Annotated in this window: 18 protein-coding genes and 1 tRNA gene; 2 read left to right on the top strand and 17 right to left on the bottom strand. The window is 39.1% G+C overall.

All coding sequences use genetic code 11. The annotated features are described in order from the left end of the window. Positions 1–3 precede the first annotated feature (3 nt). The 16 genes from EAE89_RS12760 to cspE form a co-directional block, all read right to left on the bottom strand. Positions 4–2,001 carry a dehydrogenase E1 component subunit alpha/beta gene (locus EAE89_RS12760; RefSeq protein ID WP_054475682.1) on the bottom strand — a complete coding sequence of 666 codons (1,998 nt, stop codon included), beginning with the start codon at positions 1,999–2,001 and terminating at the stop codon, positions 4–6. Positions 2,002–3,637: 1,636 nt separating this feature from the next. Next, complete coding sequence (gene cheZ, locus EAE89_RS12765; RefSeq protein ID WP_054475684.1) at positions 3,638–4,288, bottom strand: protein phosphatase CheZ; 651 nt, start codon at positions 4,286–4,288, stop codon at positions 3,638–3,640. 9 nt (positions 4,289–4,297) lie between these two features. Continuing rightward, positions 4,298–4,687, bottom strand: coding sequence for a chemotaxis response regulator CheY (gene cheY, locus EAE89_RS12770; protein ID WP_054475685.1), 390 nt, complete (start codon positions 4,685–4,687; stop codon positions 4,298–4,300). Positions 4,688–4,756: 69 nt separating this feature from the next. Then, complete coding sequence (locus EAE89_RS12775; RefSeq protein WP_054475687.1) at positions 4,757–5,809, bottom strand: protein-glutamate methylesterase/protein-glutamine glutaminase; 1,053 nt, start codon at positions 5,807–5,809, stop codon at positions 4,757–4,759. Continuing rightward, a complete protein-coding gene (cheR, locus tag EAE89_RS12780; RefSeq protein ID WP_054475689.1) occupies positions 5,802–6,689 on the bottom strand; it encodes a protein-glutamate O-methyltransferase CheR in 888 nt (295 codons plus the stop codon). Before cheR ends, EAE89_RS12775 begins: the two co-directional genes overlap by 8 nt. A gap of 6 nt (positions 6,690–6,695) precedes the next feature. After that, a complete protein-coding gene (locus EAE89_RS12785) occupies positions 6,696–8,336 on the bottom strand; it encodes a methyl-accepting chemotaxis protein (RefSeq protein WP_054475690.1) in 1,641 nt (546 codons plus the stop codon). Between the two features lie 53 nt (positions 8,337–8,389). Then, a complete protein-coding gene (locus EAE89_RS12790; protein ID WP_054475692.1) occupies positions 8,390–10,081 on the bottom strand; it encodes a methyl-accepting chemotaxis protein in 1,692 nt (563 codons plus the stop codon). 438 nt (positions 10,082–10,519) lie between these two features. Then, positions 10,520–11,017, bottom strand: a complete 498-nt coding sequence (gene cheW / locus EAE89_RS12795) for a chemotaxis protein CheW (RefSeq protein ID WP_015834820.1) — start codon at positions 11,015–11,017, stop codon at positions 10,520–10,522. Positions 11,018–11,070: 53 nt separating this feature from the next. Then, positions 11,071–13,113 carry a chemotaxis protein CheA gene (cheA, locus tag EAE89_RS12800; protein WP_054475694.1) on the bottom strand — a complete coding sequence of 681 codons (2,043 nt, stop codon included), beginning with the start codon at positions 13,111–13,113 and terminating at the stop codon, positions 11,071–11,073. 15 nt (positions 13,114–13,128) lie between these two features. Beyond that, positions 13,129–14,112 (bottom strand): flagellar motor protein MotB, encoded by a 984-nt coding sequence (gene motB, locus EAE89_RS12805; protein WP_054475695.1) that lies wholly within the window; start codon positions 14,110–14,112, stop codon positions 13,129–13,131. Further along, on the bottom strand, positions 14,109–14,996 hold the full coding sequence (gene motA, locus EAE89_RS12810) for a flagellar motor stator protein MotA (RefSeq protein WP_054475848.1): 888 nt from the start codon (positions 14,994–14,996) through the stop codon (positions 14,109–14,111). Before motA ends, motB begins: the two co-directional genes overlap by 4 nt. A gap of 135 nt (positions 14,997–15,131) precedes the next feature. Further along, positions 15,132–15,713 carry a flagellar transcriptional regulator FlhC gene (flhC, locus tag EAE89_RS12815; RefSeq protein WP_054475697.1) on the bottom strand — a complete coding sequence of 194 codons (582 nt, stop codon included), beginning with the start codon at positions 15,711–15,713 and terminating at the stop codon, positions 15,132–15,134. Positions 15,714–15,715: 2 nt separating this feature from the next. Continuing rightward, positions 15,716–16,066 (bottom strand): flagellar transcriptional regulator FlhD, encoded by a 351-nt coding sequence (gene flhD, locus EAE89_RS12820; RefSeq protein WP_054475700.1) that lies wholly within the window; start codon positions 16,064–16,066, stop codon positions 15,716–15,718. Positions 16,067–18,590: 2,524 nt separating this feature from the next. Beyond that, positions 18,591–18,773, bottom strand: coding sequence for a hypothetical protein (locus EAE89_RS12825; protein ID WP_152911958.1), 183 nt, complete (start codon positions 18,771–18,773; stop codon positions 18,591–18,593). A gap of 950 nt (positions 18,774–19,723) precedes the next feature. Continuing rightward, positions 19,724–20,416 (bottom strand): MgtC family protein, encoded by a 693-nt coding sequence (locus tag EAE89_RS12830; protein ID WP_054475702.1) that lies wholly within the window; start codon positions 20,414–20,416, stop codon positions 19,724–19,726. A 600-nt stretch (positions 20,417–21,016) separates the two neighbouring features. Further along, on the bottom strand, positions 21,017–21,229 hold the full coding sequence (gene cspE / locus EAE89_RS12835; RefSeq protein ID WP_010847246.1) for a transcription antiterminator/RNA stability regulator CspE: 213 nt from the start codon (positions 21,227–21,229) through the stop codon (positions 21,017–21,019). A gap of 481 nt (positions 21,230–21,710) precedes the next feature. On the opposite strand from cspE, the gene EAE89_RS12840 reads away from it, so the two are divergent. Both EAE89_RS12840 and EAE89_RS12845 read left to right on the top strand, forming a co-directional pair. Next, positions 21,711–22,229 carry a YlaC family protein gene (locus tag EAE89_RS12840; RefSeq protein ID WP_054475703.1) on the top strand — a complete coding sequence of 173 codons (519 nt, stop codon included), beginning with the start codon at positions 21,711–21,713 and terminating at the stop codon, positions 22,227–22,229. A 118-nt stretch (positions 22,230–22,347) separates the two neighbouring features. Next, positions 22,348–22,423: transfer RNA gene (locus EAE89_RS12845), tRNA-Asn, on the top strand. Positions 22,424–22,549: 126 nt separating this feature from the next. Here the strand turns inward: EAE89_RS12845 and EAE89_RS12850 are convergent. Next, entirely contained in the window at positions 22,550–23,623 is a 1,074-nt protein-coding gene (locus tag EAE89_RS12850; protein ID WP_214085999.1) for a hypothetical protein, read from the bottom strand. Positions 23,624–24,139 lie beyond the last annotated feature (516 nt).

Raw genomic sequence — 24,139 nt, forward strand, 5'->3', positions numbered from 1 at the left:
TCCTTAGCCCATTACCGCATAAACGGAAGCCAAAATGTCATCCGTGCTGGGTAAGACAGCTTTTTCTAAACAAGGATTAAAAGGAATATGAATATCTTCACGCGTCACCAAGCGCGGAGGTGCCAGCAAAGAGAAGAAATTGTCATTCTCATCCAAAATATCAGCAATAATGGATGCTCCAACACTGGCCGTCCGGGTATCCTCCTGCACAACGATAAGCCGCCCGGTTTTGCGCAAAGATGCGGCAATCCGTTGTTTATCCCAAGGTACCAGACTACGTAACTCAATCACTTCAATGTCAATATTGTTTTTTTCCGCCTGAAGAGCAGCCATCGTCGCAAGCTGAACAGTATTTCCCCAAGCAACCAGTGTAATATGCTTACCAGCCCTGACAATATTTGCCTGCCCAAGCGACACTGGAGTCACCAACCGGCGCTCATGACGCTCTCTCATCAGGTGTTTAGGGATCAAGATCAGACTCGGCATATCCAGACTTAATGCGGTACGGAATAACGCGACTGTATCAGCGGGTGTTGTTGGAACAAGCACATTAATACCGGGAATATGCGCTAAGATACCGTCCGAGCTTTGGCTGTGCCATATACCACCTCCAGGGAGATAAGCACCATAAGGAGCATATATCACTACCGGACAGCGCCATTTTCCCACGGTTCTCCAACTTAAAGTGCCAAGTTGTGACTGTAACTGATTGAGTCCTAGCCCAACAAAGTCGATAAATTGCAGTTCAACAATCGGACGCCAACCACAGGCGGACAATCCAACAGACGAGCCAATAATCGTGGCTTCAGAAAGGGGAGCATTAAAAACGCGATCAGGATAACGGGTGGATAAGCCGCGGGTGAAACCAAAAACCCCCCCTTTAGGATCTTCAATATCCTCACCAAATAACAGCACATTTGGATGCTGGCTCAACGCCTCGTCCAAGACCTGATTCACCGCTTTAAACTGTGTCTCTTCGGCTTCCATTTCAATATGTACAACAGGAGCGCTTTCACGATTACACAAATAGGTACTGACACTTGCAGGATCAGGCTCTGCCTCGTGATAAACACGCTCAAATATCTCCACGACATCAGCTTTAATGCGCTCTTTTTGTTCAGTCAGGACCTGTTCAGTAATCGCCCCTTTTTCCTTTAAATAGGCAACATAATTTTCAATAGGGTCCTGTAATGCTTCCAGCTCATCTTGGGTACGGTACAGTTTGTGAGAATCTGAGTTGGAGTGAGAATCTAACCGGTCCACTCGACAAACCAAGATGCAAGGTGTTCGCTCAAATCTCGCCTTATTGAATACCTCCTGTGCAACAGGAAATACGGTTTCCGGCCTGCGGGCATCAACACGGCGAATCAAACACTCGTCAAATATTCCCAATCGATACGGAGCCATCTTCTCCGTTGAGGTACTAATACCCAATTTATTATCAGAAACCACAAAGACGACGGGCAAACGCCTTTCAACCGCAAAGCTAACCGCTTCATAAAATTCTCCCTGCCGGGTTGCCGCATCACCGACACCACACACGACAAGTCCATTTTTATTATCCAACGCGCTTGCCCAGGCAGCGCCAGCCGCAGGAATACATTGGGTTCCCGTCAAACTGACTACCGAGAAAATATTATGCTCTTTGGAGCAAAAATGATTCGACATGGTCCGGCCAGCTGAGTGAGAAGTGGCCTTTCCCATCAGTTCCCTTGTCATTTCAACAATAGACATACCACGCGCTAATACTAATGCCCGATCACGATAGTAAGGAACCAGCACATCATTCTTTTCCATAAGCTGTGGCAACACTGCCAGTCCTTCATGTCCAGCAGCCGACACATGAAACCAAGCTCTGCCCTGTCGGGTAACTAACGCACTACGATTATCAAATTCCCGTGACAGCAGCATGTCATAAAGTAACTTTTGCTCATCTAAACAATTATCCATTGAAGGGCTGTGTTCCTTAAGAGGTACTTCATTGATCTGTACGTCTATCACTCTCTTTTTCCTCACAAATAGTTAACGTGGTAATTGTCGTTATTGCGCTTAGTGCCTGATAAAAAAGCGAATACGGGATAGTCCCATTCATGATTACCTGAGAGACTATAGATCCCGATAAAGAAGTGAAAGCGGGGTAATACCTTCACACAGATTACAAAAGATAGAAGTATACGGTCACGATTTTTAATAACATTTACATATCTGGAATGGTAGGCAAAATTCTCTCCATGACCATGAATAGCTCTGACTGTCACGATATTCCCCGAATTTTGAGCATTGTCCTGATCACAATGTGATACCATTTAAAAAGCTCCAACCGATGAACAATAGCCATTTGCTAAGGACAAAACCAATAAACATCGGCATTTCCATGATTACGATACGATTAAAAAACAGGTTTTTGCCTATACTTTTGAATCCTGCAATGATAAGACGCTGGAATAATTTCTCACTCTGTTAAGCGATTTTAAAGTTATACTTCCGCAACAGATTCTTCATTAGGTATTTTTACATTTAACTGAGAAATAGACCTAAAATAGCATTACATCAATCAAGCTTAAATTCAATGATTTTATACTTATTACAAATCTTTATATTTTGTGATAAACCTCAATAATAACCCCACTTATTGCCAAATACATCCCATTAAATTCATGAATCCATATAGCACCAACACTGATACTTTACAAAAAATTAATTTATTATCTCTTATGTTTTATCATAAAAAAACTAATCGTAATGAGTGAATGATCACAAAAGCGCTGATATATTTAACTACCTGATTCTACTAAATTTACAAGTCTAATATCGTTGATATTATAGTGCAGTTAATAGCATATCTACATATAAAAATATATTGCTTAACCATTTGAATATTTTATCAATTACTTATAGTAGTAAACTAAAAAAATAATAATAGAAAATATAATTTCAGCAAGGTTGATCTGAATGAATTTATCCCTATGTTGTGTGCAAATTATTTCTATAAATAATAACATCAAATACATCTGTCCTTTTAGCCCTCTCGATACTATTAATCCTCTTCATACTATGGAAAAACGATTAATTCATGCAATTATTTTAATTTTAATTACTACTTCTTATTTTAAATAACAACGGCTTTGACAGCTCCCTTGTTTAACATTGATAAACAACTCTACCACTTTCGCACCATGCCAATTATTCCTATCGATCTCGCAAACACACAGTGATGGGTACCTACCCCACTGTTACTTATTTTTCTGCCGAATTTGAGCATTTGATCACAATAGCCTGACCGTTTTATTCCGGGTCCAATCAGACCCGATTTTGATCTATGCTGAGTACCAGAGTAGCATGAAAGATTGAATCCACATTTCCTTCTGAGGATGGCAAAAACTGATGGATATTTACAAAATCAACAATTCATTTATACATATTATCGCTACTCTCTTGTTTTACTAGTCTGGCTGCCAGGCAGAAGTGAAACGGCGGCCATAAATTGTTTCACCTTTAGCAACAATTGCCAAAAGATAACCCCAACCGTTCTATTTTATCCCATCAGGGAGAATAAGATTAATGTCGCTCAATACCACCAATCATATTTCCGAAAAATTTTTAATTCTGAGTGGCAGGCTTAGCCCGCCACTTTTATTCAGAAACCTAAGCTATCCAGTAGATCATCAACCTGAGCCTGATTAGCAATAACACCCACGCCATTTTGATTCACTTGCGGGCCATTTAGCAAACTATCAGTCTCTTTCTTGGTTTTCACCATCTGATCAGCCGGCATGTTTTCCATCAATACCATCACCAGCTGTTTTTCTATTTCCTGAATAACATCCATCATCCGCTTGATAACCTGACCAGTAAGATCTTGAAAATCTTGTGCCATCATGATCTCCATCAGTTGAGCGTTAGTAAAAGCAGTATGATCAGGTACTGTATTGAGGTAATTTCGGGTATCCACAACCAATGAGCGCGCCACAGGCATTTCAACTGGATTTGCAAACCATTCATCCCAGCGTTTTGTCAGTGATATTGCCGATGATTCCAACTCATTCTGACGAGGTTGCGCCGCCTCAACACAATTCAGCGCTCTTTCGGCTGCCTGCGCAGTCATCTGAACAACATAGTCCAGGCGTTCTCTCGCATCAGGTATCGCCTCAGCCGCCTGAGCGATAGTTTGATCCAACCCTAGCTCACGTAAACTATCACGCAACATCCGCGTAAGTTGGCCGATACGGCTGATAATCTCACTGGCAGTAATGGTCTCATCCCTCGGCATGACTGGATTTACACTCATTATGTCTCCTTAGAGGCCCAATTTTTCGAAAATTTTATTAAGCTTCTCTTCCAGAGTGGCAGCTGTAAAAGGTTTAACAACATAACCACTAGCCCCGGCCTGCGCAGCTGCAATAATGTTTTCTTTCTTCGCTTCTGCTGTCACCATCAAAACGGGTATTTTGGATAATTGTGCATCTTCACGAATGATTTTTAACAACTCCAGACCATCCATATTAGGCATATTCCAGTCAGAGATAATGAAATCAAATTGGGATGAACGAATCTTAGTCAGAGCTTCTGCTCCATCCTGAGCTTCTTCTACATTGTTGAAACCCAGCTCTTTCAGCAGGTTACGAACAATGCGCCGCATGGTTGAAAAATCATCAACCACCAGAAATCTAAGATCCTTATTCGCCATAAAAACTCCTTGAAATTATTTACTAGTCAGCACAGAGCTGCTTAAAAAATTAAATTTATCCAACTGCCGTTAAATACGAACAGCCTGCCCCGAGCTTATTTTTGCCAGCATTCTCTTGCTCATTTTGAGTATATCCATAACCTCATCCACAGCCCCCATTTGTATTGCCGCTCTGGGCATACCAAATACAACACAACTTGCTTCATCCTGGGCTAACGTGTACGCTCCGGCTTGCTTCATTTCCAGCAATCCCGCTGCGCCATCACTGCCCATTCCTGTCAGTAGTACACCAACAGCATTCCTTCCAGCAAATTTAGCGACTGATCGGAACAATACATCCACAGACGGACGATGACGATTAACCGCCGGTGCATCAGTTATCAAAACCTGATAATCAGCACCATTGCGGCATAGTTCCATATGGCGATCACCCGGAGCAATGTACGCATGGCCTGGCAAAATTCGCTCGCCGTTTTCGGCTTCTTTTACTGTAATTTGGCTAAGTTTATTCAGCCGTTCAGCAAAAGAGCGGGTAAAACCAGGTGGCATATGTTGAGTAATTAGCAGTGCTGGGCTGGTTACAGGCAATGGTTGCAACAAACTCTTTATTGCTTCCGTTCCCCCAGTAGAAGCCCCGACTGCAATCAGTTTTTCACTGGATAACAGAGGCTTAAAACTCAAAGGAGCAAAATCTACCGGTGTGGTTATTTGCGTAGATAATTTAGCCTGGGCTGCTGTCCGCACTTTTTCTGCAATAAGTTCACTGTAAGCCAGCATCCCTTCACGAATACCCAATTGAGGTTTGGTTACAAAATCAACAGCGCCAAGTTCCAATGCTCTTAATGTGATTTCAGAACCTTTAGCTGTTAGAGAAGAAATCATAACCACAGGCATCGGTCGTAAGCGCATTAATTTTTCAAGAAAATCAATGCCATCCATGCGTGGCATTTCAACATCCAGCGTTAATACCTGTGGGTTATGTTTTTTAATGAGATCTCGAGCCACCAATGGATCTGGCGCACAAGCCACTACTTCCATATCCGGATGACTATTGATGATCTCTCGCATGATTTGCCGCATAAGCGCTGAATCATCGACACAAAGAACACTAATTTTATTCATGACCTCTCCTTGCCTGGGCTACACCGTAAACGGTCTGTCCTTGCAAGTAGAATTCCCGGCTGATTTGAGTGACATTCTCGGAATGCCCGGCAAAGAGCAATCCATCGGGTTTTAATAAAGTAACAAAATGACGTAGTATCCGTTCCTGCGTCTTTTTATCAAAATAAATCATTACGTTACGACAAAATATAGCATCAAACTTACCTTCGAGCGGCCAACTAGCATCCAACAAATTGAGGTGTTGGAATGTTACCATGTCAGCAATCTGAGGCCGGACACGGGCATAACCTTCATAAGCACCAGTACCTTTAAAAAAGTAGCGTTTCCTCTGTTGATCTGTCAGCTGACGCAATTCATCCAGACGATAAACACCTTTACGCGCTTTCTCCAGTACATTGGTATCAATATCACTGGCAATAATCTTTACCCGATGAAAACGATGCCCCAATACATCACTCAGTGTCATTGCAATTGAGTACGGCTCTTCCCCTGTAGATGCTGCCGCACTCCACACCCGGTACGATCCATTTTTCTTACTCGCATGCTTAGATAACAGAGGGAAATGATGAGCTTCTCTGAAAAAAGCCGTCAGGTTAGTCGTCAATGCATTGATAAACTCCTGCCATTCATCACTATCAATATCATTTTCAAGAATGAACAGGTATTGACCAAAATCACGGATACCAAGAGTACGTAAACGCCGAATTAAACGGTTGTAAACCATCTCCCGTTTATGTGCAGCAAGCACAATACCAGCACGTTGATATATAAACTGACAGATGCGCTCAAAATGCACATCTGACATGGTATAGCGCTGAATCATGTGATTCAGCGGTGGAGACGGCAAGCTTGTAGCTGAAGCAATTAAATTTGATTTCATCTGGCCTCAGCGAGTCTGACTGACTGCCCCTTCGCTATCCGCAGACCTCAGCGTAGGTGAAAGTTCATTTTCAAGCTTATTTTCTGAATTATTTGGTAATTCAAATTGCGCTACGGTTTTCACCAGAATATCCGCTTGATCTTCAAGTGCCGCTGCTGCCGCCGCAGACTGTTCAACCAATGCGGCATTCTGCTGAGTAACCTGATCCATCTGCGTAACAGCTTGTGCCACTTGATGAATACCCCGACTTTGTTCATCGGAGGCCGCAGCAATTTCGGCCATGAGATCTGTAACCTGATTTACAGAAGTCACCAATTCATTCATGGTCTTCCCTGCGTGGCTAACCAATTCGGAACCTTGGCTTACCCGCTGAACTGATTCACTAATTAATGTCTTGATCTCTTTTGCTGCTTCAGCACTTCGCTGCGCAAGATCCCTAACTTCTCCAGCAACAACGGAGAAACCACGGCCTTGTTCACCCGCCCGCGCAGCTTCTACTGCCGCATTAAGTGCCAGGATGTTGGTTTGGAATGCAATGCCATCAATAACGCTGATAATTGCACTGATTTTCTGTGAACTGTTAGCAATTGCATCCATCGTTTCTACAACCCCCGTTGTCAGTTCACCACCTTTAGAGGCTGTTTTCGATGCAGATACTGCCAATTCACTAGCCTGACGCGCATTTTCAGCATTTTGTTTTACTGTTGCAGTCAATTGTTCCATACTGGCCGCTGTTTCTTCCAGAGATGCAGCTTGTTCTTCAGTGCGGGAAGAGAGATCCGTATTACCCTGAGTAATTTCCTGAATACCGCTATACATCAGGTTAGTATTCTCTTTAATCAAGGTAATAGAATTAACCAGTGAACGCTGCATATCACGCAACTTGAGAAACACTTCACCAATTTCATCATTAGTGAAAACAGCAACTTCTTTGTTTAACTTCCCTTCTGCAACAAGCTGGAAGTGACTACGCATATTAGCGAATGGTCTGAGAAGATTTCTTTTTAGCCACCAATGAGCAGCCCAGGCAACTACCAATACCATCAGGATCGCGCCTGCGAACATGGCAGTTGCAATCTGATAATAAAATCGACCATCTTGAACGGCAGTGGTAATCTCCTCGCCAATGTACTGCATATAATGGTTGAAATCAGATTCCAGTTGCTGCTGATATTTTTCAGTCGGCTGGTCTAAAAAAGCATCATAATTACCCTCTTCTAAGAAAACCGAGAGCTCTCTAAGTGCTTTTATATATTCCTTGTAACTGGTTTCCACTGATGCCAGTAAGACACTGCTGCCATCTTCCTCACTTAATTTAGGCAAAGAGATAAACGCTGCAAAATGCATCTCAGCCTTATCCAGCGTTTCTCTGACATTAGCGACCATACCGCTAATATGATCCTCAGATTGCTGTAGCGTTTTTCCTACGGCGATTCTATTAAGTGTATTACGCGATTGCAGCAAAGCTGCCCAGCTCAACCCTAACGAATCTCTTTTTTGTGTTCCCAGATCAATCCGTTCGATATAAGACTGATCTGTGTGAATTATTCTAAGAGATAAACCACTTGAGATTATCTGCATTAAACAAAACATCATCAGTAACAGATATAAACTGGTTGATATACGAAGCCTGCCTAGCCCTAACATGTAATCACCTCTGTTAACGGCTGCATATGCAGCCGTGGTTATCGCTTAGTGTTTTAAAATGTTTCCCAATTAGACTGTTCTTCCACGTTACTAACTTTCTTCAATACAGGTGAATTCGATTTAACAGGAAGAGTTTTAACCACAGGTAAATGTTCAGTTTTTGTTTCAGGCTGAGGTTTACCGTCAAGATTCGGTAATTGGAATAGAGAAACCAGCTTCTTCAATCCAGCGGCTTGATCTTCCAGTGCTGCTGCTGCTGCTGCTGACTGCTCAACTAAAGAAGCATTTTGCTGTGTTACACGATCCATTTCAGAAATAGCCAAACCAACCTGAGTTATCCCTCTGCTTTGTTCATCTGAAGCAGAGGCAATTTCACCCATAATGTCAGTTACGCGGGTTACTGAGCTGACAATATTGTTCATTGTTTCACCGGCGCTCTCAACCAGAACAGACCCCGTATCCGCACGGCTAACTGAATCTTCTATTAATGCCTTAATCTCTTTTGCTGCTTCAGCGCTACGTTGTGCGAGGTTACGAACTTCCCCCGCAACAACCGCAAAACCTCGTCCATGTTCACCCGCACGCGCTGCTTCTACCGCAGCATTAAGCGCCAGAATGTTAGTCTGGAACGCAATGGCATCAATAACGCTGGTAATATCAGAAATTTTCTGTGAACTACCCGCAATTTCATGCATTGTCTGCACAACATTCGCTACGACTTTCCCGCCCTGACGGGCAATCTCAGAAGCACTATCAGCTAGGTTACTTGCCTGACGAGCATTTTCAGCATTCTGTTTTACTGTGGCTGTCAGTTGTTCCATACTTGCCGCCGTTTCTTCCAAAGAAGCAACCTGCTCTTCAGTGCGTGAAGAAAGATCATTATTTCCGGCAGCAATTTCGCTGGTCCCATCATAAATATTTTCACTGCTCTGACGAACACTACTAACAGTATTGATGAACTCTTTCTGCATATGCTTCAGGCCAACAGATAACATACTCATCTCATTTCTGCCTGAAACCGTAATATTCTGTGTCAAATCACCAGTAGAAAGCGCCTTGATATTCTCCAGCAATTTATTTAATGGATTCAGCAAACTATGCTTGATGCTCACCCAACTGAAAATCATGGCCGATACCAGAATCAGCATGATAATACCCAACATAATCATTGCATTTCTGTAGGATATGCCCGCATCAAATACAACATCGGAATAGAGATGGTCGTTTTGAGTTAAATAGAAATTATATTCTTCCTCAAAAGCACTCTGATATTTGCCAGTTGGCTGATTGAAAAATTCGACAGCCCGATCATGTTCAATCAGGACAATGAGCTCATGAAGTGCCGAAATATAAACATCATAAGCTTTTTTTAGACGATTAAGGCTTTCTGATTCATGAATAGGCAATTTAGCAGTTTGTTCATACTGCTCAAAGCGCTGTTCTGCGATAGAAAGATTACTTCTGGCATCAGTCAGCAACTGTTCCAACGTGTAATAGTTATCAACACCTTCACCCTTCATCATGTACCGAATGCCAGCACGGTTCAGACTGTTACGAGCCTGTAATAAATTAACCCAAGTCTCATTCAAAAATGTCTGCTGCTCACGCATCTTATCCAGTGTTTCTAGATTTTCTTTGTTACCTTTCAACTCATGGAAGAAAAGCCCTCCGGATATAAATTGCAAAGCACCAAACAATATGATGACCGTCATCAATCCAGTCACTATTTTCATTCGGTTAAACATGTTTTCCCTTTTTAACAATAGATCGGCATGGCTCTGTTATCGGCATAACTAAACGGAACTTTACTGATTGAATAAAAGAAATTTGAATATTTTTTATGGCAGTCATTGGAGGAGGATAAAAAGAAAAATAGCTGCCATCTATCTATGGTGGCAGCTATATACCCGTTATCTTTCAAGTTGCCTCTTTGTTGGCTGCACCACTCACTCACCCTGGTCACATAATTATCTATACCCTTCATCTTTCAAGCTGCTGCTTTGTTGGCTGCGTTCACTTACCCCAGTCACATAGTTATCCAGTCACATAGTTATCTATGCTCCTGGGGATGCGTTCTCTTGCCGCCGCACTGCAACTTGAAATCTATTGGGTATATGCTCCCGGGGATTCGCTCCCTTGCCGTCGCAATGCATCTTGAAATCTATTGGGTATAAGTTTGACAACTAATTTTTAGCCACTGAATCTACCAGAGCCATCTCTTCACTGTTAAGCAACTTCTCAATATCCACCAGAATCAGCATGCGATCATCAAGTGAACCCAATCCAGTCAAATACTCAGTAGACAATGTCACGGCAAATTCTGGAGCCGGACATATTTGTTCAGCTTTGAGCGATAAGACATCTGAAACACCATCAACAACAATGCCAACTACGCGGTTTAACAGATTCAAAACAATCACAACGGTATTATCATTATAGGTAACCGTTTCCTGAGCAAATTTAATTCTCAGATCAATAATAGGAACGATAACACCGCGCAGATTGGTTATTCCTTTAATGAACGCAGGCGTATTCGCGATACGAGTGACCTGATCATAACCACGGATCTCCTGCACTTTGAGTATTTCAATACCGTACTCTTCATCACCCAAGGTAAAAACCAGATATCCTTCTCCAGCAGTTTCTCCTGACAATTTATTAAAAGCTTCTATGGCCGACATGATCTTACCTTTTACTGTGAGATTGACTATTTTTCTATGGAGACAAGCCCCACTCAGTGCTTATTTTTTTCTGATAATTCAGCTTTGCTGATTGCCAATTGGTCATGGTTGAGTTGCTGCAATGCAGCAACATCAATAATCAGTGCTACACTGCCATCTCCCATAATTGTGGCAGCGGAGATCCCCGGTATTTTGCGGTAGTTACTTTCGATATTTTTCACAACTACCTGATGCTGTCCAACTAACTGGTCAACCAGTAAGGCATAACGCCGGCCAGCACTTTGTACAATCACAACAATCCCTTTAGTCGGATCTATTTTTGCATCAGGAATATCAAAGACTCGGTATAACTTGATCAGTGGCAAATATTCGCCTCTAACATGCAGTAATTTTTCATCACCAGCCAATGGATAAATATCTTCTTCCTGTGGCTGGAGAGAACTCACTACTGCACTTAATGGCAAAATAAACACTTCTTCATTAACTTTCACTGACATACCGTCAAGGATTGCCAATGTCAGAGGTAACAAAATCCGTGTAACTGTCCCTTTACCGGCTTGGAAACTAATCTGGATTTGTCCTCCCATTTCCTGAATATTTCGCTTAACTACGTCCATGCCCACGCCGCGACCAGACACATCTGTCACCACTTCAGCAGTGGAGAAACCGGGAGCGAAAATCAACATAGCAACCTCTTCGTTACTCATGTTTTCACTGACTGACAACCCTTGTGACATTGCTTTAGCCAAAATCTTTTCACGATTCAAACCTGCACCATCATCAACAACTTCGATACAGATATTTCCGCCTTGATGCTCAGCTGAGAGGGTCAACTTACCCGTTTCAGGCTTGCCTGAAGCGAGTCGAATTTCAGGTTCTTCAATACCATGATCAAGGCTGTTACGGACCAAGTGAGTCAGCGGATCAATAATACGCTCGATTAAACTCTTATCCAGTTCAGTAGAACTACCAACCAAAGTCAAATCCACTTTTTTATTCAGTTTGCCAGCAAGATCCCTGACTAAACGCGGGTAACGGCTGAACACATATTCCATTGGCATCATACGAATAGACATAACAGATTCTTGCAAGTCTCTGGAGTTTCGCTGTAACTGAATCATACAATTTAGTAAATCGCCATATGAAGTCGGTTCAAGATCGTTGCAATGCTGTGCCAGCATAGATTGTGTAATAACTAATTCACCGACCAAATTTATAAGCTGATCAACTTTCTCAACCGCAACCCGGATGCTAGAAGATTCAGCTCGTTGACGTGGTGAGCCGGCCTGTGGCATGGGTGCCGGACGTCCGACAGGTGGTGTGGAGCTTTTTTCCGGCACAGTGGATTTGATTTTAGCTGTATCTTTGTTTCTAGCTTCATCTTTTGATTCAATTACCGGCAAGAAAGTTATCTGCTCCGGCTCAATCACAAAACAGAGCACTGCCGTAATGTCGTCCTCTGTGGCTGATGTTACCAACGACGCTTCAACGCTATCTGTAGTCTGTTCCGCATCATAAACCTCACCCAGATTACCCAGTTCATCGAGCATTAAAGAGACTTCGCGCTCTTTTAGACCAGAAAGATGAACCCGGACTCTACCTTGTTGGTTTTTGGTCGCATCAGATTCTGGTTTTAATTCTGGTTTGGGTCCAGGTAGCTGTGATGGCGCCACCGGTACAGCGGACTCAACCTCACCTTCATTGCCTTTTTGTACTTCTAATGCAAGCTGGCGCAATGTCTCACAGATGTAGGTAAAAGCACTTTCATCCGGTTCCTGAGAACTTTTATAGGCATCCAACTGTTGCTGCATAATATCTTTCGCTTCCAAAAATAAGTTGATAATGTCAGTTGTCAGACTCATTTCATCTCGTCTGGCACTGTCTAACAAATTTTCCAGAACATGCGTAGTTTGCTGTAGCTTGATAAAACCAAAAGTCGCAGCCCCGCCTTTTATTGAGTGCGCACTACGAAAAATAGCATTCAACTGTTCTTGATCTGGCGCATCTGGATCGAGCTGCAATAAATGCTGCTCCATATCCTCAAGCAATTCGTCTGCTTCATCAAAAAAGGTCTGATAAAACTCGGTAATATCCATTGTTACTTTGTCACCTTAGTCAGTATCACGGTTAGGCTCAGCATTCGGTGATACTGGTTGAGCTGATATTGTGATTTCTTTGGATTGTTGTGATGACTCACTCTCAGCTAAATCCTTTCCAATCGCCTCGTGAACTTCCTTACTATCATTAATAATCAACGAGTTGCTACCAGTGTTTTGCTGTTCAATCCGCTCTTCCTCTTGCTTATTGAGCACCAAAATACTTATGCGACGGTTAACTGGTGAGCTAGCATCTTCCTGTTTCAGACGAACAGTTGAAGCCATACCGACCACTCGCAGTATCTTTCCTTCATCCAATCCACCTATCAACAATTCTCTTCGGGAGGCATTCGCACGATCTACGGACAGTTCCCAGTTACTGTAGCCACGCTCACCATTAGCATACTTCAAGTCATCCGTATGACCGGACAGGCTGATTTTATTTGGAATCTCGTTCAGGATTGGCGCGATAGCCCGCAAAATATCTCTCATATAACTTTCAACTTTTGCACTACCAACCATAAACATTGGCCGATTTTCCCGGTCAATAATCTGGATACGTAATCCTTCATCCATCATGTCGATTAACAAGTGTGGACGTAATGCTTTAAGGCGGGGGTCAGTAATAATTAACTGATCGAGTTGCTCACGCAGTCTGTTTAACTTACGTGCTTCATCATTAGCTTCAACAACTTCAATCTGACGAAGAATATCTCCTTCCTGATAAAGCACATCCTGCCCTCCCCCAGGAATAGGATTAGAACTATCGCTGCTACGTTCCCCTTTATTTATTGCAACTTGCAATGGAGTACGGAAATATTCTGCAATGCGGGTCAATTCCTGCGGACTGGAAATTGCCAACAGCCACATAACCAAAAAAAATGCCATCATGGCAGTCATAAAGTCAGCATATGCAATTTTCCATGAACCACCATGATGCTTGGTGTCATTTCTTTTACGTCTTTTTACCCTAATGACAGAGACGTTTCGTGCCCTCATATTTGTTCTTCAGCTTCTTGCTGGACAGGTACTTTCACCCGGCGAACATGTTCCTCCAACTCAGTGAAAGAAGGACGATCTGTGAGGTATAAGGTCTTACGACCGAACTCAACAGCAATTTGAGGAGCATAACCATTCAGGCTTGATAACAACGTTACTTTAATGCACTGCATCATTTTGAGGTGCTCACCACTACGCTGGCGTAACAGTGTTGCAAGTGGAGAAATAAAGCCATATGCCAGCAAAATACCAAGGAATGTTCCAACCATTGCATGGGCAATCAGTGCACCAAGTTCTCCTGCCGGACGATCTGCCGAACCCAAAGCATTAACAACCCCCATAACAGCAGCAACAATACCAAAAGCAGGAAGTGAATCACCAACCATCATAAGACTGGTTGCTGGGATCTCACTTTCCTGCTCATAAGTTTCAATTTCTTCATCCATCAAAGCTTCAATTTCATGAGGATTCATATTGCCACTTACAATCAACCGCATGTAGTCAGTGATAAAATCCATCAAATGCTTATCCTTAAGCAAACGCGGATACTGGGTGAAAATATCACTCTGCTGAGGGTGTTCAATATCTCGTTCTAACGCCAAGACACCATGCTGGCGGGATTTTGCTAGCAACCGGAAAAGCAAAGCCATCAGATCCATATACATCGCTTTATTATATTTGGATCTACGCATTATCTTTGGCAAAACACGCAATGTTGCCTTAATCGCTTTTCCGTTGTTACCAACAATGAAAGCACCGATACCAGCACCAGTGATAATTAAAAATTCAGCGGGTTGATAAAGTGCGCCCAAATGACCACCTACAATCAGGTAACCACCGATTACCGCACCAAAAACTACGATATATCCTAAAAGTACTAACACGCGATATCCTTTAGCTAAGTTGGTGAGCGGATGGGAAGTTGAACAGTTTGAATCCAGAATGGCGACAATTTCAATCCAGGTTACAGGAAGAAAAGTATAAATCCGTAACCTGTAGGAATGATTTCCCATTTAAATTCACATTGCGCGCTGAGCAAGTCCATCCAGCAGTTGTGAATTAGTATCGGCAGATTGAGAGGAAAGTTTACGTTTTTTTACTGCACGTGATGGTGGTTGGCAAAGGCTACAAACAAAGCTATTTACAGGTTGATGAGCATGGGTAATAAAAGTTCCTCCGCAAGTACGGCATTGTGAAGGTTGCAACATACCACTGTCCACAAAACGTACCAAAGTCCAAGCACGAGTCAGTGCCAAAACAGGTGCGTCCCCTGCTATAGGAGGACATTGTTCAAGATAGAGCCGATAAGCTTTAACAACTGCCTCTACACCATCACAATAACCACTCTTGAGTAAAAAGCGATAAGCATTGTAGAACATTGATGAGTGAATATTCTGTTCCCAAGTCATAAACCAATCTGTTGAAAAAGGCAGCATCCCTTTGGGCGGGGGACTTCCTCTCAATTCTTTATAAAGCTTAATTAATCGCCCTCTGCTCAGTTGTGTTTCACTTTCAAGCATTTGTAACCGCGCGCCCAAAGTGATGAGTTCCATTGCAAGCTGTATATCCTTCGCTTCTTGAACTATACTTTTCCCGGCCATCTCTATGCTCTTTTCTTCACTGAAGTATCGTCTTTCGAAGATAACTGCTGAAATAAATGAGTAGATAACAAAATGCCTGTATGTATTTGTTGCAAATCATCTACCCGAGATTCCCTGGTAAGCTGCTGAATAGTTTCACTGTTTTCGAACCGGAAATTACAGACTAATTGATTAGTCTCGGCGAGCTTTACCAACTGAGGTAATGTCAATTCAGACAACGTATCAGCCATAGAATCGCTAATACCTAAACGGAACATCGCTGATGCTTTTTCATGGTTAATTAATCGCTGAGCTAAAAGCAGATACGATAAATTTATGTCATAAATATGTTTGAGCAATTCAACCGTACTCATTTCTCTATCCCGTCCGATTACATTAAAAAATCAGTTTAGTGTTCGAAAAACCACTCGTGACAAAATTCCTAAAATAGCTTAGGGATTAATAATCTCTCACATAACTAAAATATACAGGCTTAGTCAGAGTAGTAACCATCCTTTGTATTACTTTTGATTCGTCCAACTTCAAAAATATTACGGTAGTGAGTTGCAAAAGTATTATTGCGTTACCTGATATAACATTTTTTACTGTCGATTAAGAATATTCTTAATGCAAGACAACTTTACTCCTGAATCATCAACTTATACAACGGAAAGAGGCCGCCATTTTAAATACTATGTGACATGACTCACAAAAATAAAGTCTTTTAATATGTATTTAATCGATGAATTGCTCATTAACTATTCAAACAATTAAATAAAATCCGAAATCCCAATTTTAATAAGTTAAATTATCTAAATAAAAATATTAGATATATTTTTTGATTTTATACGATCTATTAAACTTATAAATTTAAAATAACGATAAAAAATCCTACCCTTAGTCAAACAATCGATAAAAAAGCCAGTTTTATCTCCAGGTAACAAGTGTAAACAATAATCTTATTCTGGGATCTGACATCTCCATTTACACGATAAAACTGATTAAATTTATGTAAAATTTCGTTACAAAAAAGATGCTGGTATGATCACTTTTAGTTTAGATTTGTACTTTTTTCAACCTCAAGGCTTAACTAAAAATGCGTACCACCATTCACAGATAACACTAACCATACAAAAATAGCATAAAATACAGTAAGATAATGAATAAAAAAACAACTACAGTAGCATTTCATTGCTGACATAGTAACCAATATCTAGCATAGAGATAATCCCAAAAATCAATCCATTTTGTTTCATTACAGTCCAATCACCAGAAAAAATCATTAAAAAAACTTATCAAAAATCATATTTTTTAATGTCATTATATGCAAAATACTTTTGTTAATTACTTTACCCTTTTCACCTTTAATTTTCATTTTTCATTATAACTCATTAGTTAAATTTACACATTATCTATATATATATTTTAAAAACATTAGGTATTTTAAATAAATTTCGATTATTTATTAGCCTATGGCCCATTTTAAAATGCTATTAAAACACATAATAATAGAAATAAAAATTTTCAAGCCACATAAATATATAACCTCATCAAATGAAAATCATAAATGGCATCACCATTCTTTATAAAATTCAATAAAAATATAATTCATACATTAATTTTCATATAAATAATATAAGTCATTTCAGAATTCATGTCCTTATGATACAAATTAAATAAAATACTAAAAGATATTTTTCCTACTTTTCATTATTTCATATAATATTTACGACTCTCATCCCAAAAATATTTTTTATACGTGTAAAAAACACAAATAAGGTTGCTATTAATGGATATCATAGATTTCATTTTTTAAAATCATAATTACGGATAACATAGTTAATTGAGATTTATTGCAAAAATAGCCAACAGTAATAGAATGATAAGAAACCCCAATACCATTCTTTACCAGAGAAATAATGTTAATAATCATTATTAATAAAAATACCATGATATTTTTATAAAAAAGATGAGAAAAAATATGATTTTGAGTAAAAATTTATTTTCCCATATAAATAGTAATGATAATTTTTCAAACAATTATAACTGCTCATCAAACATAGAAAATAATGCAGCAACTGATTACAGCCTCATCTCATCACAGAAAATATTCTCAGGGCAAAAACTCCATACTCATTAGTTCAACAAACAGGATGCAAGAAATATAGATATCGAGAATCATTATCAGTTATGTAACCAATAACACTGGAAATTCCATTGCAGTTTGGATAAAAGACACGCCTCTCATGCACAATATATAAACAGTAAATTCTTGAAAAAATCACCATTTAATACACTAGATTGGTAGAATCGCAACTCAAAAAACAACATTTTTTACTTAAATAATGCATAAAATCAACATATATATCTATATCACGAAAATCAAACAAAATCTTTTTATCAATACCACAAACATCTAATATTTTTAGAATCTCATTTATAAAATTTTATCAAGTGCATTTTATCTCAATGGTAAAGAAGGCTACGAAATATCATACATTAGATCTTGTACTAGTAAATGAATGTTCCCCATTGACAAAAATGGAATAAAGGTACCAGCAAAAAACATTACCAAGTCTGAACTTACCGTTATATTCAAGTAGTTGATGATATTTCTATTCGTCTATCTTCCCTTAACTATCCAGCTCATCTAATCCTCTCAAATTTTTATCAAATCAGGTAATATCTATCGCTTTTTCTGATATATCTGTACTTGTACTAACAAAAACTCCAACATCAGGGTATCTCAATACCTCAGTGTCATTAACGTCATCACCAGAAAAACTAACTATATGCCTGTTATTTTATAACATAGGGTTCTTACAATACGCAGTTTGTTAAATATCGATCTTATTCCATTTCACTTTTCAGGGTTTCAGCGCACATCGGCTCAGTTTGTTAGGTTGTTAAAATAGCTTTGGCATCTAATCCTAGATCATGACAAATTATGACAGTAATAGCAGAATTATCTTCGGTAAGAACTTTTGCTATTACGCCATTCTCTCTTAATGCAGAAATAGCAGAGGCTACTCTATTCTCTATCAGATCAAAAAAAATCCGTTCCCCTTGTAATATCGCCAATCTTTCTCATCAGAAAGCAACAAATGTTTCCACTTTATCATAGGATAAATATCGAGCTGATAAAAATTAATACTCTGAAATCTTGTCTGATAGTAACCATTAGCTAGTACCATTATTTTTTCACGGCGTTCTCCATCAAGCAGAATTATTATCTATTTTACTCTTATATAAGAACAAACTTAGATCATTTCCTCTACTATACCTTTGCAGCTTAATTGATATTTCCTCTAAAGATCCCGCACTGGAATAGATAACCAATACCGAACAAAATAAAATGTCAACTCATCAATTTTTCTGTACCCGGGCATAATAATACTGCATCGTTACCCACTTTTCTTGTAAAACCATCAATCAATAATACCAATACGAAATTATTTCCAGTATAAAGCGAATTGATAATCAACGACCGCCACGATAAAATTAGCCTGAAATCTACCACTAACAATCAATAGACTTAGCCATAAAAATAATAACCACTGGACAGCATCACTGTTCATATTTCACCCAAGAAGTAGCAAGAACATAATATTGCCTGACACAATATATTTGATAGGTATTTAGGGTTGGGGTTGGGGTTGGGCTTGGGATTTGCAATACTATGACTTAACCACTATTGGCTTGATCACAGGTTTCACCGCTTGCTCGAAAGGTATTCTTATCAAGACTTTAACAAATTACCTAACCACAATCGCTCTGATGATGACATCTATAAAATTTGCTTTCTTTGATTGTTACCAATATCACCAACATTTTAATAAAACCTACTGATGAGGTATTCATCTTATTATTAGAGAAAAAGCTCCAAATAGTTTCTTAATTACGCGTTGCCTAACAGAGAAAAGACTTAGTAGGCAACGCTCCATTTGTTTCATATAACAAAAGGCAATTCATCAACAATGACACTTTTTTTAGACTAAATTATTATTACCTTATATCAATAATTTTCAGACCTATAGTTCAGAAGCAATTTTCCAGTTTATTGAGCTAACACTCTTTTCCAGACTCATGCGACAAACAATCGCTTCTATCTCTTTTTGCTCAGTCGATGTTGCTAATATTTCAATACACACTTCGAGTTTTTCAGGTTGAATCATATCAATGAAACTCAGTGATTGTAATCTCACTGCCACTCCATTTAGAGCTTGCAACACTAAAGTTCTAACCAGAATTCCGTCATGACTATCGCATACCACGTGAATTCTATAACACCGTGCCAAATCAGTGACCTGTTGTTTAGGTTGTAAATTAATACGCTGAGCAGCTTCACGTAATAATATATTTGCGCAAAGAATAATAACCGTTGCTATTGCAGCCAGCCAATATTGCCCAAGACCACATAACACACCAATTCCGGCAGAACACCATAAAGTTGCAGCAGTATTTAACCCACGGATATTCATACCTTCTCGCATAATGACACCCGCGCCCAGGAAACCAATACCTGAAACAACCTGAGCAGCAATACGACCAGCACTATCTGGTGAAGTTGTTATCGAACTAAGAATAAAAACGGCAGCACCAGTCGCAACTAATGCATTCGTTCTTAAACCTGCCATACGCTGACGCCATTGACGTTCTGCGCCAATTAATGCACCAAAGCACATAGCTGATAATAAATGGAAGACAAAAGGAGTTATTAACACGACATTCTCCATATATACCCGTTATCTTTCAAGTTGCCTCTTTGTTGGCTGCACTCACTCACCCCGGTCACATAGTTATCTATGTGTTATCTATGCTCCCGGGGATTCGCTCCTTTGCCATCGCGATGCATCTTGAAATCCATTGGGTATAATTAAATGGATAAATAATCATGTGCATTTATTTTGCACACAGAAATTTGTGCCGAATGTTTAATTCAGCATTATTTTCTGTACATACCTGGAGGTAATAAGGTGTAAATGTATAACAGCATAATAAAAACTCAATATAATATTCTTCGCTACTCTACCGAGTACCAAATAACAATGCTTTTTAGGTAAGTACAGCTCAGATATTTTGAGTGGTACCGCCCGCCTTGTTTGGCAAGCAGCAAATCGGGAGGAAATGAACAGCTTGCCGTGTTATTTTTTATTTAATCGAAAACTTTGACTGTCCAATGATAATTTCTCCAATGAAATTTGGATGAAGTATAATCAGGGGTAGTTAATAAGTAAAGGGAATATTACTATAACAAAGAAAAACAACAAAGAAAAAGTCCGCCACTACTAAAATAGTGACGGACTTGAAAATCATTCAGGCAATCAGATAGCAGTTACGTTTGCAGCTGCTGGGCCTTTAGCACCATTTTCAATGGTGAATTCTACGTTCTGGCCTTCTGCCAAAGTTTTGAAACCGTTACCCTGAATGGCAGAGAAGTGAACGAATACGTCTTTGCTACCGTCAGCTGGGGTGATGAAACCGAAGCCTTTAGACTCGTTGAACCACTTCACTTGACCTTTCATTTTGTCAGACATTGTGACTTTCCTATATATCAAAAAAATTTTGCCACCATGGGCATGTATTGGCCAGTTATCAGCTATTACTTATGGAGGCACTAAGAAGGAAACGCGTCAACAAAGGCTATCTGAGGATAACACTTACACATAACTCATTAACTCAAGATGTCGTACATAAAGTAGGTCTGTTTATCAGGCCGGCAGCATTAACGCATGATAGAAAAGGAATAGCAACCTTTTTATGCATCCGTGTTTTAAAAAACACGTTTAAGCTCACTATTAGAACAATAATACAACAAGTAAAACAAATTAGTTATAAATTTTTTTGATTTATTCAACCATTATCTTAATGAAAGCGTTAGAATTAATCTTAGCCAATAACAGATCATAGATTAAAGTAAAACAACTGATCTACGTAAGATCATCTACCTCATGCTAACCTTAAGAACCGATAACTATGAAAACATACCACTTTTCCTTCATCTACTCAGGTTAATATATGAATATCATTAAACAGATACTGATTCGGGACCTTGAACGAATTAACATTGAAGAACAGCGTGATGGCAAACCTCGTTTTAACAGCCAGTTTCTCAGCAACCACCCTTACCTTTTCCTGGCTATGCTCATCTCTTATCTGTCTCTCGCTGTGCTTATCTGGTACGCCCCATACTTTGGTTTATTTTCACTGCTAGCCTTTACTGTACTCTTCATTGTTATGGCTACTATTCTGCTATTTGAAATCAAACCTGTATATCGGTTTGATGATATTGGTGTACTTGATCTACGGGTATGCTACAACGGTGAGTGGTTCGCCAGCGAAAAAATATCAGACCATGCTCTCGAAGAGATCTTTTCTCATCCTCATGTTCCGTTAACAATGAAAGATGAAATCAAACGTGTTATGAAACTGAAAGGTGAAATATATTTTTATGACGTTTACATAATGGCATTTTCTGAACAACCAGACAAAACACCATCACCACCGATGATGAATAAAAGTACTCAATTTCAATAAAATAGCATAGTTATAACACAACATGCTCATATGACGAGCAAACAATAAAATTGTAAGACTTTTTGCGTTGACAGTGTTTCAGTTCATCGCTAATATTCGCCTCGTTCTCAGGAATGATTCCTCCATAGTTCAGTCGGTAGAACGGCGGACTGTTAATCTGTATGTCACTGGTTCGAGTCCAGTTGGAGGAGCCAAATTCAAGTCTGGAGATGCTAAAAGGAATCTCTGGTACTATCAGACAGATAGTCTGCAAGAAAGCCCAATAAAATTTGGGCTTTTTTTTTGTTTATAAAATAGCACATTTAGGGGTACTGGGGTGATTAATCCAAAACCACTTTATAAATTCTCTCTTTAGATTTGTGTAGTATATTTACTTCGTCAACAAGTTCTATTTCGTAATGAATTATTACCCGACCATTACCGATATAATTAAAGAAATCAATTCCACCTGGCTGGCCATCGGCATTTGCTTCAGGATTAATTATCCCCAACCGGACAACATTATCTTCATTGGCTACTAAAGATTCTATTTTTAATACTAGCTCGCCTACATCCTGATTATCATCAGAATAACCTCTTATATGAACTGTGCCTTTTTTAAACTCCTTATTTTGAAGTTTAACATCGCTGACCATAATATTGATGTCATATTCAATAATACTCTCACCAATTGGTCGGCCTCTCGTTTCATCATATTCATCAATATAAGGCATTTCCAAATCACGGCGAACCTGAATTGTTCCAGGGTCTTCATCTAGTTCTACAATTATATATTGAACAGTAGAAAATTTAGCGCTACCACTTTCACTAATAGTGTAATAAACACTGTCGTGTTTACCGCTAGTAAGAAGATCGCTTTTCACAGACAAGCTGCGGATATCATTGCTATCCTGAGTGTTTGGAACAGAGACAATAGTATCATCAAAAATGAATTTTACTTCATGATTTTTCAGAATATTAGAATCAACAAAAAGTACTTTAACTCCTGAATTTATATCATTGCTATCAATTATATTATCATAATTTGCCGGATATATAGGTGCTGATAATCCCACTGACTTCAGTTTGAATCGATCCAGAACAGCTTCAGCAACCACATTACCACTAGCATCAGTTACTTCCGCAACAAACTTAATTGTGGCATTAGCTTTTTGATCTGTTTTAATTTTTACTAAAACTTCAGATGCCCTGCTAATAGAGTCGAATATTTTATTGTTATTTACAATTTCATATTCTCCTTCACTCAAACCATGTACTGAAATTTTACTTTTGTAATTATCTAATGATACAGAATAATCATCATCTTTTAGAACTATAAACAATCGTAATGGAACGTTGAACCAATCTTTATGTGAAACCCAGTTAGTTACATCAGTATTAATTAAGAACTTCATGACTTTTCCTCATTTTATATAAAAAATACAGAAAAATTAGCCACTCTTTTCTGGTAAAATATTATTTACTTTATTGCATATTATATACAAATATAAAATAATTATTAATTTAATAACATATTAATCCATTAACACCAGATAAAACCTCATTATCAACGGAGAACTATTTTTCCTAGACTGATACTATGCTTTCCAATTTATGATTGAAATAATTAATTACTCTTTCAATTAAGAATTGTAGACGAAAAAATCCACTAATAAATATCAAAAGACAATACACGATCTATTAAAAAAACAAAATAGGAAGATTAGCAAGAAATACAAATCACCTATAAATAACATTAAAAAACAATTAAAAATATATTTCATTATATTTTTAATATCCCCAGTTAATTATATTTTAAATAAAAAAATAGATAATATTCCCCCTACCTAACTATCATAGATAAATATTAATTAGTATTGGTATTACCTGTCCTAAGAGACTTAATTGACTAAAAAATAGCAAACAAACGC

It is taken from the genome of Photorhabdus heterorhabditis (assembly GCF_018448905.1).
GTDB lineage: Bacteria > Pseudomonadota > Gammaproteobacteria > Enterobacterales > Enterobacteriaceae > Photorhabdus > Photorhabdus heterorhabditis.